The sequence below is a fragment of the Micromonospora sp. NPDC049903 genome (genome assembly GCF_044460945.1).
Classification (GTDB): Bacteria; Actinomycetota; Actinomycetes; order Mycobacteriales; family Micromonosporaceae; genus Micromonospora.
Map to the genome: position 1 here is coordinate 39252 of NZ_JBITKL010000006.1, position 13214 is coordinate 52465.

A 13214-nucleotide genomic window follows, 5' to 3' on the forward strand; every position below is an offset into this window, starting at 1 on the left:
CGTGAGCGCCGGGCGGTTCTTCGTCGACGCGTGGGATCCCGCCTACGGGGCCTCGTTCGAGGCGTCGGCGGCCGGGCCGGCCGCGCCGAGCAGCGCCCAGGTGGAGGCGGAGCACGAGCTGCCGGTGGTGGACTGGCGGGCGATCGGTCCCCGGCCCGGGGTCCGCGCACCGGACGTGGTGTTGCTGGTCGACGGGGTACGCCGGATCGACGCCAGCGTCTGGACGGCGGAGGAGGACGGCACGTCGTTCCCCGGCCTGGCCGCCTCGTACGCCGCCGGGGTGGTCCGGTGCGACCTGGAGCGGGGCGCGGCCCGGTTGGCCGGCGCCACGGTGGGCCGGGGCCTCTTCACGGCCAGTCCGTCCGCCACCGACGTGGTCGCCGGCACCGTCCGTTATCCGGTACACCGGGTCAGCGGCACCGGGGAGCTGGCCAAGCTGCCGGCCGCCGTGCAGGGCCCGCTGACCGCGCTGGAGGTGGAGGTATCGTCCGCCGCGCGTACCGATGACGACCTGCTGGTGGTGGACGGACCGCTGCGCAACCGGCGGCAGTTGCCGCGCACCCTGGGCTACATCAAGACCCAGCACAGCCAGTATCTCGACGGCCGGCTCACCGCGGTGGTCACCGGGCTCGCCGCCGGTCACCGCTCGCCGGTGTTCCGCCTGGGCACGGCGTGGGGCGGCTGGTCGTGGTATCTGCGGCTGCCGGTGGCCGCCGGTGCGCCCTGGGCCGGGATCGTCCGCCTGGAGTGCTCGGCGGACCTGGAGATCACCGAGGTGGTGCGGCTGGCCGACCTGTCGCTGGTCACCCTGCCCCGGTTCGCCTCCACTCCCTACAAGGACCCCCGCGCCCCGCAGAACCTGGTCCCGATCGCCGGGCTGGAACGGTTGCTGCGCTCCCGGCTGGGTGACTCCCGGCTGCTGCACCGCGCGCTGACCGCCGCCGCGCGGCGAGGTCGCTGATGGGTCGGCGGCGCGACGCCGACCGGATCACCGCGCAGGTCGACACCGGGCAGGCCGAGCTGGCGCCCGACCCGGACCGGCCCGGGTCGTGGACGCTGCTGCTGGACGGCGCCCCGCAGTCGCATGTGGACCTGAACGACCCGACCCACCTGGAGTTCGAGTACGTCCGCCGGCTGGCCGCCGCGATCGACCTGGTCGCGCCCGCCGGTACGCCGTTGCGGGTGCTGCACCTGGGTGGCGGGGCGCTCACCCTGCCCCGGTACGTCGCCGCCACCCGGCCGGGTTCGGTGCAGCGGGTGGTCGAGGTGGACGGTGCGTTGGTCGACCTGGTCCGTCGGGAGCTGCCCTGGCGGCCCGATCCACGACTCAAGGTCCGGGTGGACGACGCGCGGGCGGTGCTGGCCGGCGGGCGGGACGGCGGCTACGACGTGATCGTGGCGGACGTCTTCGCCGGCTCCCGGACACCGGCCCGGCTGACCTCGATCGAGTACGCCGCCGAGGTGGCCCGGGTGCTGCGGCCGGGCGGCTGGTACCTGGCGAACCTGGCCGACGGGCCGCCGTTGCGGTACGCCCGTGGGCAGGTGGCGACCGTCCGCGAGTTGCTGCCCCGGGCCTGCCTGGTGGCCGACGCCGCGGTGCTGCGCGGGCGGCGCTACGGCAACCTGGTGCTGGTCGCCGGTCGGCAGGAGCCGCCGGTGGCGGCGTTGACCCGGCGGGCCGCCGGTGACTGGTTTCCCGGCCGGGTGCTGGCCGGCGCGGAGCTCGACCGGTTCGCCGGAGGCTCCCCGGTGGTGCGCGACAGCGACGCCAGCGACTCCACACCGCCCCCACCGGGGATTTTTTCCGTCCGCCGTTGATCCGTTCGGCGAGGCCCTCCGTACTACCCGGCAGCCATGCCCGTGGGGGGACGGCTTTCTGTCCATGGACATCCGGAGGTCTGCATGCATGCACTGGCGGTCGGTTGGCAAGGCGACCGGGTGCGGGTGGACTGGATGTCCGCTCGATCCCAGTCGCGGCCGACCACGTCCGACCGTGGGGTCGACTCCCGGGCGACGTCTCGCCAGAATAGCCCGGTGACGCCGCGACCTGCCCCTGGCCGACACCAGGCCACGACGACCGAGGCCGCCCACTCCGACCAGTTGATCCGCACGCTGTACGCCGAACACGCCGGCCCGCTGCTGATGTTCGTGATGCGGCTGACCGGTGGGGATCGGCAGCGGGCGGAGGACATCGTCCAGGAGACGTTGCTGCGGGCCTGGCGAAACGCGCACCGGCTGGGTACGCAGGGGCAGGGGTCGCTGCGGCCGTGGCTGGTGACGGTGGCTCGCCGGATCGCCATCGACGAGCATCGCAGCGAGCAGGCCCGCCCGGCCGAGACGTACGACCGGGACCTGACCGCCTTCGCCGAGTCGGACAGCACCGACCGGGTGCTGCGCTCGATGACGGTGGCGGACGCGTTGCGTACGTTGAGTCAATCGCACCGGGAGATCCTGGTGGCGACGTACTTCCGGGGCCGGACGGTGCCGGAGGCGGCCGAGGAGCTCGGTCTGCCGTTGGGCACCGCGAAGTCGCGGGTCTACTACGCGCTGCGCGCGCTGCGCACAGCTCTGCAGGAACGGGGGGTGACGGAATGAGCCGGGTAGACCACATGGACGTCGCCGCGTACGCGCTCGGCGTACTGGACGAACAGGACATGGAGCGGTTCGAGGAACACCTCGCGACCTGCTGGGCCTGCGCCGCCGAACTGGAGTCGATGGTGCCGGTGGTCGGGCTGCTCTCCGACATCGACGAGGAGTCGGTGACGGCGCTGGAGCAGACCCACTCCGATCCGGTCCTGCTGGACCGTACTCTCGTGGCGTTGCGCAGCCACCGGCGCAAGGCCCGGTTCCGGCAGATCCTGGCGACCGCGGCGGCCGTGGTGGTGTTCGGCGGCCTGACCGGCGTGGTGTTCAGCAACCTGTCCGGCGACAGTGGCGCACGGCCCCTCGCCGGGCCGAGCAGCGCCCCGGTCGACCCGTCGGGCGGCGGCTCCGGCAACCCGGGCCCCGGCTTCGGCGGCAACGAGCAGGAGGGTGAGCAGGTCGACGTCACCGACCCGAGCACCGGTGTCGAGGGCACCTACTTCTTCATCGGCAAGGACTTCGGCACCAAGCTGGACTTCAGCCTGGGTCGGCTGCCCGGGCCGCGCACCTGCCGCCTAGTCGTGGTGAAGAAGGACAACAGCACCGAGGTCGTCTCCACCTGGACGGTGCCGCCGTCCGGGTACGGCACCAACAGCAACCCGGTCCGGGCCACGCTCTCCGCGACCACGTCGGCGCAGTTGGAGGAGATCAAGCACGTCGAGGTGCAGGAGGTGAACGGCAGGGACGCCGCCCGGACGCTGCTGACCGTGCCCGCCCCCTGATCCGTACCGCATCGACGAAGGCCCGTCTCCGTTCGGAGGCGGGCCTTCGTGGCTCTGGTCTGCGGATACGCACTCCTACGCAGGTTCAGGGGTTCCGGTTCAACGGCTCCACTGTGAAATGAGCCACCGTTTCGCATTCAACCTTGACACTGCCGTCCCCGTATATCCCGGTGACTGTCAAGCATGAGGAGGGCACGTGGCACAGATCAAGCGGACCGTCATCGCTGTGAGCGCCGTGGGCGCCATGGTCGCACTCACGGCCTGCGCTCCCGCCGGCTACGACGGGACGAACGCCGGTCCGGCCGAGCCGGTCGCCGTTGCCGCGGCCGAGCCCACCGTGACCGCCGACCCGGAGGCCAGCGCGAACCCGGAGGCGAGCGCCACGCCGGGCGCCTCGGCATCACCCGGCGCGGGAGACGACAACGACGTTCCCCTGCCCGACGGCCTCGAACTGACCGAGAGCCTCACCGGCAAGAAGTTCCCCCGGATGGGGAGCGCGGTCGTCAACCAGGACGGGTTCCTCCTGTACCGCTTCGACAACGACACCAACGACCCGCCGGCCAGCAACTGCGAGGGCCAGTGCATCGAGGTGTGGCCGGCCGCGCTGACCGACGGCAACCCGAAGCTCAAGGGCGTCTCGGACGACGCGGTGGGCACCATCACCCGCCCCGACGGCACCCGTCAGATCACCCTCGACGGCTGGCCGCTCTACACCTACATCGGTGACAAGAAGCCCGGTCAGTGGAAGGGCCAGGGCGTCGGTGGCACCTGGTTCGTGGTGAATCCGGACGGCAGCAAGAACCTGGAGTGCCTGCCCAAGGGCACCCCGAAGGCGGTCGCCCCGCCGTCGAAGACCAAGTCGGACAGCGGCTCGGACTACTGATCCGATCCGTCACCGGTGGCCGGTCGCAGCCCGTACGGGCGCGGCCGGCCACGGTCGTCTCTCAGCCTTTCTCCCACGGGCTGGGCACCGGGAAGTAGGTGTCCAGGAACGGGGTGACGACCTTGAGCTGGTCGGCCAGGTCCTCCTCGGTGGAGAAGGCGTCGTTCAGGCAGAACACCTGCCGGTCCCGGCGGGCCAGCAGGTGCGCGAGCCGGGCGGGAGTGTCCGGGTGGGACAGTTCCGCGATGGCGTACCGCAGATCCCCCGGCACCGCCCGACCGGTGTGGAACGCGTAGTAGTGGTGCAGCGACGAGGCGATCGAGATGTCCGTCATGCTGCGGAAGCGACTGCCGGCGGTCCGGCCGTGCGGTACGGCGAAGTTCTCCTCGATCTCGTACAACACGCTGCGCCGCAGTGCGTGCGGCATGTGCTTCATCTTCTGCGTCAGCACCGTCCCGAAACGCTCGGTGATCAGGGCACGGTTGTTCTTCCCCGCCGCCGAGGACGGGATGTCCTGCGCGGTCGCCGCTCCGGGCGGCACCAGCGCCGGTGACGGGAAGAATCGGGAGATGCCGTTGGCCAGGAAGAAGTCCGAGGGCAGCACCTCGGTACCGAGGAACACGTCGTCGTTGAAGTAGAGGAAGTGCTCGGAGAGCCCGTCGATGTGGTGCAGTTGGCTCTCGATGGCGTGCGAGTTGTAGGTCGGCAGCACCGACGGGTCGGAGAAGACGGCCCGGTGGCTGACCACCCGGATCCCCGGCGCGGACCGCGCCAACCACGGCGGCACCTGATCGTCGGTCACCAGATAGACGTTGCGTACCCAGGGCGCGTACAGGTGCAGCGAGCGCAGTGAGTACCGCAGTTCGTCCCGGCTGAGGAAGCGCGCCGGGTTCGCCGCCTCGCTGTGGTACGGCACTCCGGTCACCTCGGCGCGGCGCCGCAGCCAGTCGGGGTCGGTGCCGTCCACCCAGGTGTAGACCACGTCGACCGGGAACGTGACGTCGAAGGGGCGTGGACCGGCGAACGGGGACCGGGTCCGGGCGGTCGCCGTGGTGCTCGCCGGCTCCAGCCCGCTGAACAGCGCCTCGGACACCACGACCGGGGGCTCCTCGGCGTCCACCTCGGCCGTCACCCGGTTCGGGCGGGGCGCGACGAGCACGGCACCCTGCCGGGTCCAGAACTCCACCTCGCACCCGTACGCCTGACCCAGCACCAACCGGTGCCGGGGATCGGTCCAGTACCAGGTCAGCCGCAGCACCGAGGCGTCCGCGACACGCCGCCAGGTCTTCGCCTCGAACCCGGGGGCGAGCAGACCCGGCCTCCCGCCGGACAGCACGGTGACGTAGCCGGGCATCCGCTCGCAGGCGACGGCCAGAGCGGCGTACGCCCGTTCCCGGTCCACCGCGTCGACCGCCACCACCGACGCCCGGTGGGAGGCGCCACGGACCCGGAAGTACGCGACACCGGCCTCGTCGAGCGCGGCCGTCACCGCCGCCAGGTTCTGACGCCGCACCTCCGCCGGGGTGACGGTCGCCGACACCTGGGCGATCCGGGGCGCCTGGTCGGCGACGACCACCGCCCGATCCGCGCCGGCCAGCAGCTCCGGCTGCCGACGCGCCAACCGTTCCCCCCGCCGACCGGCGGTACGGCTGTCCCCGGTGGCACGCGCCACCCACTGCTTGAGCTGGTGCCGGGTACGCGGACTGACCTTCTTCGCGATGGCGCGACGGGTCTGCTTGCTCAGCACCCGCCGATATACCTCCACGAAACCCGACGGCTCGGCCACCGCCTTGGGGATCTCTTCGGACGGGACCCGCCTGGACTCGGTCACGAGCCGCGCTCCTCTGTGCTGCTGCTGGGGCCGATCGACGACGGCGAAGCGGACTCCGGCCCCGCCGGCAGACCGACGGACCTACGGTCGACGCGCCCGGCGGCTCGGCTCGACGGCAGAGTGGGCGCGTCCGGTCGGGGCCCGACCGGGAGTGTGGGCACGGTGGTGGCGTCCACCTGCCTGCTGATCCGCAGCGACGGCGTCGTCGCCGCGTCCACCTGTCCATCGGCCCGGTCACTGGCCCGGTTGCGCCACAGGGCGCTGGCACTGCGCTTCCGCCGCTCCACCACCTCGTCGTCGGGCAGTTCGAACGGCGCGGGGAAGGGCAGGTAGCGCGGCAGGAAGTCGGCCAGCATCCGCTCCTGCTCGGCGAACGTCCGAGGGTCCGAGTCGGTGTCGTTGAGGCAGAACACGTCGCGGTGGCGACGGGTCAGCAGCTCGGCGAGGCGGGCGGGGGTGGACGCGTGGCCGAGGTCGGCGTACTCGTACTCGATGTCGCCGGGCACGGCCTGCCCGGTCAGGTATGCCCAGTACTGATGCAGCGACGACGGGATCGACAGGTCCTCGTGGTGACGGAACCGGTGCTGCGCGGTGGCGGTGACGTCCGCGGGGAGCATCTCCTCGATCTGATAGAGGATGCTGCGCCGCAGGGCGAACGGAGTGTGCTTCATCTTCTGCGTGATGGTCACCCCGAACTGCCGCTGAATGTGCCGGCGATTGTTCTTCCCGGCGGCGTTCACCGGCCCGTCGGTGGGTTTCGCCTCGCCGAGACCGAACTGCGCCGGGGACAAAAAGAACTTCGCGATGCCGTTGGCGTGGAAGAAATGCGTGGGCAGCAGCGGACGCCCCAGGAATACGTCGTCGTTGAAATAGAGGAAGTGTTCGGCCAGGCCGTCGATCCGGTGCAGCCGGGATTCGATGGCGTGCGAGTTGAACGACGACAGGCCACCGAGGTCGGCGAAGAGATCGGCGTGCGGGACCACGGTGATCATCGGGTGGGTCGGGTCGAGCCAGCTCGGCAGTTGACTGTCGGTGACCACGAAGATCTTCCGCAGCCAGGGGGCGAAGGTGTACAACGCCCGCATCGCGTACCGCAACTCGTCCCGGTTGTGGTAGCGCGAGGTGTTCGCGGCGATGGCGTGCACCTCGTCGCCGGGCGTGCCCAGCGCCGCCTGCTTGCGCGCCAACCACTCCGGGTCCGAGCCGTCCACCCAGGTGAAGACCGCGTCGATCGGGAAACCGACCCGGTCCGGGGCGCGTACGACGAGGTCTTGGCGGGTGCCGTAGGTGTGGTCGTCGGCCTCGGGTACGAAGTGGCTCAGCAGTGCCGCCGCGACCCGGACCGGTTCGGCGGCCGCCGGAGCCTCGTCGATCACCGCGTTGTGCCGGGGTGCCCGGACCACGTCGCCGACGCAGGTCCACAGCTCGATCTCGCAGGCGAACTCCACACCCAGCACCACACCGGCCCGGACGTCCGTCACCGGGAACCACACCTGGATCACCTCGGTCGGTGCCAGGTCCGGCTGGTGACGTTCGGGTCGGACCTCGACGACACGGACGTGGGCTCCCGACAGTTCCGGCGCGGAGCCGACCAGCTCGCGTACCACGTCCCGTTTGTCGTCCAGGATCGCCACCGTGCTGCGCAGGTGGTCGTCGTTGCGGACGCAGTGGTAGTCGATGCCGGCGGACTCCAACATGGAGGTGACGGCGGTCAGGTTGCGGTGCCACATCTGCAACGGCGTGGCCGCCGCGACCACCTCGGCCTGTGTGCGGATCCCGTCCTCGGTGACCGCCACCCTGGCTCCGACCGGATGCACGGTCTCGCCACCGCGAGGTCGGGTCAGGGTGCGGACGACACCGATGCGCCGATGCTCGGGCAGCAGCCGCAGCAGGCGACGCCGGGCGGCGGGTGGCAGCAGCCGGTAAACGCGCAGAGCGATCATCGGACCCGCCGTCGAGTTCGGCGGGTCATGGTGTGGGCGTCCACGTCAGTGGAAAGAAGCATGTGACGAGACGGCGGCTCCGAGCCACCCCGGCTGAATCACCGCTCCAGCAGACATCTCTTGTGCCTTTCGGAAAAGCTCCCCGTTGATGCGCGACTCGGTGACCGGAAACTGACCATTCGGCCTCCCCCGACTGTGCACTCACATCCGGTGTGGACGGGACGGGTGCCACGCGAAACGGACCATAGCAGCGGGGCACAGGGGCACGACAGCGATGAATTCGTGGTGGCGTCACCGAACCCTCATGATCGCGCTGGTTACATCAGCATCTAGGGGGATTTGACCGAAGAATCCTGGCCGTTCAGGTGGACGGTTGCAGAACGGACGGTTATTGATTGGTTTCGGCATCGCAAACGAGGACCACCCGGCCCGCGCTGCACCGGCTCGCCGGGCGGGTGGCAGAGTGGGGTGGTGACCGGGACCGCGCCGACCGCGAGCCGGACGCTGCGCCCGCCACCCGGCTACCGGCTGGCCGCCTCGATCCGGCCGCTCACCTTCAGCCCCTACGACCCCTGCGCCCGGATCGTCGACGGCACCCTCTGGTGGGCGACCCGTACGCCGGTCGGACCCGCCACCCTGGCCCTGCACGAGATCGGGGGCGAGCTGCGGGCCGACGGGTACGGGCCGGGTGGCGACTGGGTGGTCGCGCACGGCGACGCCATCGCCGGTCTGCGCGACGACCTCACCGGCTTCGCCGACCTGGCCCGGTCGCACCCCGTGGTGGCGCGACTCGCCGCCCGACACGCCGGGGTGCGGATGCCCGCCACCGGCCTGGTCTTCCCCCGGGTGCTCCGGGCCGTCTTCGAGCAGAAGGTGACCGGCAAGGAGGCGTACCGGGCGTACGCCGCCACCGTCCGCCACTTCGCCGAACCGGCGCCGGGGCCGGTGTCGCTGCTGCTGCCGCCCGAGCCGGCCGCCGTCGCGGCCACCCCGTACTGGGTGTTCCACCCGTTCGGCGTCGAACAGCGCCGGGCCGAGACCCTGCGCCGGGCCGCGGCCGTCGCCGACCGGCTGGAACGCTGCGCGGACGCCGCCGAGGCCACCCGCCGGTTGACCGCCGTCGCCGGCATCGGCGTCTGGACCGCCGCCGAAGTGGTACGCGTGGCGTACGGCGACGCGGACGCGGTCAGCGTCGGCGACTTCCACGTGCCGAACACGGTGGCCTGGGCGCTGGCCGGTGAGCCGCGCGGGGACGACGCCCGGCTGCTGGAGCTACTCGAACCGTTCCGGGGACACCGGGGTCGGGTCTGCCGGCTGCTGGAGGTCGCCGGCGTCCAGGCGCCGAAGTTCGGTCCCCGCGCGCCGATCCGCTCCTTCGCCCGCTTCTGAGCGGATCAGGCGGCTTCGCGCAGGTCGGCCAGGCTGACCGGGGTACGCCTCAGCAGCAGCTCCGCCAGCTCGGGCACCGAGCCCACCTCGCCGAGGACGTTCTTGCCCCCGCCGAAATCCGGCGGATAGTGGTGCACCAGCCGGTACACGTACCGCTGCCGGATCAGCTCGACGCTGACCCGCCACCGCCCGCAGCACCCGCACACCCACTCCGGCACTCCGCGAAAGTAGCTCTGACCTGCGGTTTCCTGATTCGCCCGGGTGGCACGGCAGGGCGTACCGGCGGACACCGCGCCCACGGCGCGCCCGTGATCTGCCTCACCGCTGTCGGTGCCGTCTGGTTGACTGACGCCGTGGACCTGCCGATCAACCCGCCGGTGGAGCCGATGCTGGCGCGCAGCGTCGCGTCGATCCCGACCGCGCGGGGAATGACCTACGAGCCCAAGTGGGACGGCTTCCGCTGCATCGTCTTCCGCGACGGCGACGAGGTGGAGCTGGCCAGCCGGGGCGGCAAGACGATGACCCGCTACTTCCCCGAGGTGGTGGAGCAGGCCCGTCGGCAGTTGCCGGAGCGCTGCGCGGTCGACGGCGAGCTGATCGTGATCCGCCGGGACGGGCCGGACGGGCAGCCTCGGCTGGACTTCGAGCTGCTGGCCCAGCGCATCCACCCGGCGGCGTCGCGGGTGAAACTGCTGGCCGAGACGACCTCGGCCGACTTCGTCGCCTTCGACCTGCTGGCGCTGGACGGCGAGAGCCTGCTCGACGCGCCCTACCCGACCCGCCGCGCCCGGCTGGAGCAGGCGTTGGCCGAGGTACGGCCACCGGTGCACGTCACCCAGGTCACCACCGACGCGGACACCGCCCGCCGCTGGTTCGACGTGTTCGAGGGCGCTGGGCTGGACGGGCTGATCGCCAAGCCGGCCGACCTGCCCTACGAGCCGGGCAAGCGGCTGATGTTCAAGGTCAAGCACGCGCGTACCGCCGACGCGGTGGTGGCCGGGTTCCGCTGGCACAAGTCCGGCCCGGTGGTCGGTTCGCTGCTGCTCGGGCTCTACGACGACGCGGGTGTGCTGCACCACGTCGGGGTGAGCGCCTCGTTCACCATGGCCCGCCGTGCCGAGCTGCTGGAGGAGTTGGCGCCCTATCGCGACGTCGGCGCCGAGCACCCGTGGGTGCACGGCGACCACGAGCGGGGCCAGCGCATCCCGGGCGGGGTCAGCCGGTGGACCGGCACCAAGAACCTGGAATGGGAGCCGGTCCGTCCGGAGCTGGTGGTCGAGGTGGCGTACGACGCGATGGAGGGTGACCGGTTCCGGCACACCGCGCGGTTCGTCCGCTGGCGGCCCGACCGCGACCCGCGCTCCTGCCGATACGATCAACTCGACCGGCCGGTGCGGTTCGACGTCGACCAGGTCCTGCGGGGCGACCCGGCGGTGCCGGCGGGATCCGCGCCCGACTGACCCGCGCCCGACCGACCCGCGGCCGTCGACCCGATCACGGAGGCCCGACTCGTGACCCGTACTTCCGACCGGATCCGCCGCCTGCGGCTCACCCTGGCCGGCCTGACCGCCGCCGTGCTCGTCACCGCCGGCTGCACAGTGCCGGCCTTCGCACCGCGCGCCGAGGTCGACGCGCAAGGGTCGGCCGCCCCACCCGGCACGGCACCCGACTGGCGGGCCTGCCCCGAGGTGCCCGACGACCTGGTCGGACGCCGCGCCCCCGGCGTCCGGTACGAATGCGCCCGCATCCAGGTGCCGCGCGACTGGGCCGGCGGCACCGGCGCCACCACCGGTCCCGGCGCCGACGAGACCTTCGAGATCGCCCTGTTGCGGGTCCGCTCCGACAACCAGCGCGACCGCATCGGCTCACTGCTGATCAACCCGGGCGGCCCGGGCGGCTCGGGCGTGGACACCGCCGTCTACCTCTCCTTCGGCGAGCAGTTCGGCGGCCTGCCCGACAGCATCCTGCAACGGTTCGACATCATCGGCTTCGACCCGCGCGGCGTGGCCCGGTCCAGCCCGGTCGAGTGCATCTCCGACGCCGACCTGGACGGCGTCTTCGGCTACGACCCCGACCCGGAGAGCCAGGAGAAGTTCGACGTCTTCGTCACCATGGCCAAGCGGATCGGCCAGGGCTGCGGCGACAAGTACGGCGACCAGCTCAAGCTCTACTCCACCGAGCAGACCGCCCGGGACATGGACGCGATCCGCGCGGCGGTCGGCGACGACAAGATGACCTACCTCGGGTACTCCTACGGCACGCTGCTCGGCGCCACGTACGCCCAACTCTTCCCGCAGCGGGTGCGGGCGCTGGTGCTCGACGGCGCGGTCGACCCCCGACAGAATCTGATCGCCGGCTCGGAGAGCCAGGCCAGAGGCTTCGAGCGCGCCTTCGACAACTTCGGCCGGTGGTGCGCGGCCAACGCCGGCAACTGCCCGATCGCCCCCGACGCCCGGGCCGCGGTCGTCTCCGCCATCGACAAGGCCACGTCCTCCCCCGTCCGCTCCGCCGACGGCCGCGAGGCCACCGCCGGTTGGATCTTCTACGCGGTCATCTCGTCGCTGTACAACGAGACCGGCTGGCGGCAACTCGCCCGCGCCATCGACCAGTTGGACAAGGGCAACCCCGACGCGGTGTTCCAGCTCGCCGACAACTACGCCGACCGCGACGAGAACGGGCGCTACACCAACCTCTTCGACGCCAACACCGCGATCAACTGCGCCGACGACGAGGAACGCCCCAGCCTGGAGCGCATCCGCCAGTTGCAGTCCCAGTGGCGTACGCAGTACCCGCTGTTCGGTCCGGCGCTCGCCACCGGCCTGATCTCCTGCACCGAATGGCCCGGCGGCACCGACCCCTACCCCACCGGCCGCGCCGAAGGCGCCCCACCGATTCTGGTCATCGGCACCACCGGCGACCCGGCCACGCCCTACGAGCAGACCCCGGCCCTGGCCGAGATGCTCGGCGTCGGACGCGTGCTGACCTGGGAGGGCGAGGGGCACACCGCGTACCCGCAGACCCCCTGCATCACCGAGGCCGTCGACGCGTACCTGATCGATCTGACGCTGCCCGCCGAAGGCCTGCGCTGCCCAGCCCGCTAGTGCGGTGTCCAGGAACGTTGGCGGTGTCGCGGCGAGGTCCAGGCGGCGGTCCGGCAAGCTAGCCATTCGTCCTCACCTCAAGCAGCGCAATCAAGCTCCGGCACGACGCTCACGGCGATTGACCGCTCCGCCCGGTCGACCGGCATGTCCCCAAGGACAAGAGTGGGCATAGCGGATCTAATGGGCTGGTGCTACGGATCGATGTCCTCGTTGTGGGGCTACTGCTGACGCTGGCCGGCTGCTCCTCCGATGCCCCTCCGACACCCACCGACGCCTCGTCAGCCCAGTCCCCGACGACCCCCTCCCCGACGGTCGAGAGAGGCCGGGTGCTGGACGGTGACGGTTACCGGACCCTGGTCGCCGGTGCCACGTACGACTTCCTCGCGGCGGTGCACGGTCGGGTGGCGGTGGGCGAGGGCGGTTGTCTGATCCTGCGGGACGAGACAGATCCCGGAGCGGTCGTGGTCTGGCCACCGGGAACCGCGACCCTCGATGGCGGCCGGGTCGGCGTGTACGTGCCGGAGGTCGGGGCGATCGTCGTGGGCGATCGGGTCGAGGGCAGCGGCGGACACTTCGAGGCACCGCGTACCGAGGACGAGCCGCCGGGCCACCTGCCACCCATGCCGGCCGAGTGCGGACCCGCCGGCGCCCCGATCTCGGTGTTGCAGGACGTCACCCGTCACAACGACGGCTGACACCGCT

12 protein-coding genes are annotated in these 13214 nt (G+C 71.6%); 9 read left to right on the forward strand and 3 right to left on the reverse strand.

The window, feature by feature from the left end; translation table 11 throughout:
- Nucleotide 1: 1 nt before the first annotated feature.
- From ACIBO1_RS12815 to ACIBO1_RS12835, 5 genes are all read left to right on the forward strand, one after another.
- Nucleotides 2–961: a hypothetical protein gene (locus tag ACIBO1_RS12815; protein ID WP_396744920.1), complete on the forward strand. Its 960-nt coding sequence runs from the start codon at nt 2–4 to the stop codon at nt 959–961.
- The gene (locus ACIBO1_RS12820; RefSeq protein WP_396744923.1) at nt 961–1818 is read left to right on the forward strand and encodes a spermidine synthase; all 858 of its coding nucleotides are present in this window, start codon (nt 961–963) and stop codon (nt 1816–1818) included. Before ACIBO1_RS12815 ends, ACIBO1_RS12820 begins: the two co-directional genes overlap by 1 nt.
- An 84-nt stretch (nt 1819–1902) precedes the next feature.
- Entirely contained in the window at nt 1903–2595 is a 693-nt protein-coding gene (locus ACIBO1_RS12825; RefSeq protein ID WP_119579049.1) for a sigma-70 family RNA polymerase sigma factor, read from the forward strand.
- On the forward strand, nt 2592–3365 hold the full coding sequence (locus ACIBO1_RS12830) for an anti-sigma factor family protein (protein WP_396744926.1): 774 nt from the start codon (nt 2592–2594) through the stop codon (nt 3363–3365). The genes ACIBO1_RS12825 and ACIBO1_RS12830 overlap by 4 nt, the downstream gene beginning before the upstream one ends.
- 196 nt (nt 3366–3561) lie before the next feature.
- A complete protein-coding gene (locus tag ACIBO1_RS12835) occupies nt 3562–4248 on the forward strand; it encodes a hypothetical protein (RefSeq protein WP_350693996.1) in 687 nt (228 codons plus the stop codon).
- A 61-nt stretch (nt 4249–4309) separates the two neighbouring features.
- Here ACIBO1_RS12835 and ACIBO1_RS12840 read toward each other — a convergent pair whose 3' ends face one another.
- On the reverse strand, nt 4310–6079 hold the full coding sequence (locus ACIBO1_RS12840) for a stealth conserved region 3 domain-containing protein (protein ID WP_396744929.1): 1770 nt from the start codon (nt 6077–6079) through the stop codon (nt 4310–4312).
- Entirely contained in the window at nt 6076–8022 is a 1947-nt protein-coding gene (locus tag ACIBO1_RS12845; RefSeq protein WP_396744932.1) for a stealth family protein, read from the reverse strand. Before ACIBO1_RS12845 ends, ACIBO1_RS12840 begins: the two co-directional genes overlap by 4 nt.
- Nucleotides 8023–8493: 471 nt before the next feature.
- Between ACIBO1_RS12845 and ACIBO1_RS12850 the strand changes: the two genes are divergently transcribed.
- Entirely contained in the window at nt 8494–9411 is a 918-nt protein-coding gene (locus tag ACIBO1_RS12850) for a DNA-3-methyladenine glycosylase family protein (RefSeq protein ID WP_396744935.1), read from the forward strand.
- Between the two features lie 5 nt (nt 9412–9416).
- Here the strand turns inward: ACIBO1_RS12850 and ACIBO1_RS12855 are convergent, their stop codons facing one another.
- Nucleotides 9417–9629: a hypothetical protein gene (locus ACIBO1_RS12855; protein WP_396744938.1), complete on the reverse strand. Its 213-nt coding sequence runs from the start codon at nt 9627–9629 to the stop codon at nt 9417–9419.
- Nucleotides 9630–9764: 135 nt separating this feature from the next.
- On the opposite strand from ACIBO1_RS12855, the gene ACIBO1_RS12860 reads away from it, so the two are divergent.
- The 3 genes from ACIBO1_RS12860 to ACIBO1_RS12870 all read left to right on the forward strand — a co-directional run bounded on the left by ACIBO1_RS12860 (nt 9765) and on the right by ACIBO1_RS12870 (nt 13207).
- Nucleotides 9765–10871: an ATP-dependent DNA ligase gene (locus tag ACIBO1_RS12860; protein WP_396745424.1), complete on the forward strand. Its 1107-nt coding sequence runs from the start codon at nt 9765–9767 to the stop codon at nt 10869–10871.
- 72 nt (nt 10872–10943) lie between these two features.
- Complete coding sequence (locus ACIBO1_RS12865) at nt 10944–12512, forward strand: alpha/beta hydrolase (protein ID WP_396745427.1); 1569 nt, start codon at nt 10944–10946, stop codon at nt 12510–12512.
- Between the two features lie 326 nt (nt 12513–12838).
- Entirely contained in the window at nt 12839–13207 is a 369-nt protein-coding gene (locus tag ACIBO1_RS12870) for a hypothetical protein (protein ID WP_396744941.1), read from the forward strand.
- Nucleotides 13208–13214: the final 7 nt, after the last annotated feature.

What these genes read in the sequence shown, in the direction of transcription:
- ACIBO1_RS12825 (WP_119579049.1), top strand. Translation starts at nt 1,903, where the DNA reads ATGCATGCACTGGCGGTCGGTTGGCAAGGCGACCGGGTGCGGGTGGAC.
- ACIBO1_RS12820 (WP_396744923.1), top strand. Translation starts at nt 961, where the DNA reads ATGGGTCGGCGGCGCGACGCCGACCGGATCACCGCGCAGGTCGACACC.
- ACIBO1_RS12845 (WP_396744932.1), bottom strand. Translation starts at nt 8,022, where the DNA reads ATGATCGCTCTGCGCGTTTACCGGCTGCTGCCACCCGCCGCCCGGCGT.
- ACIBO1_RS12830 (WP_396744926.1), top strand. Translation starts at nt 2,592, where the DNA reads ATGAGCCGGGTAGACCACATGGACGTCGCCGCGTACGCGCTCGGCGTA.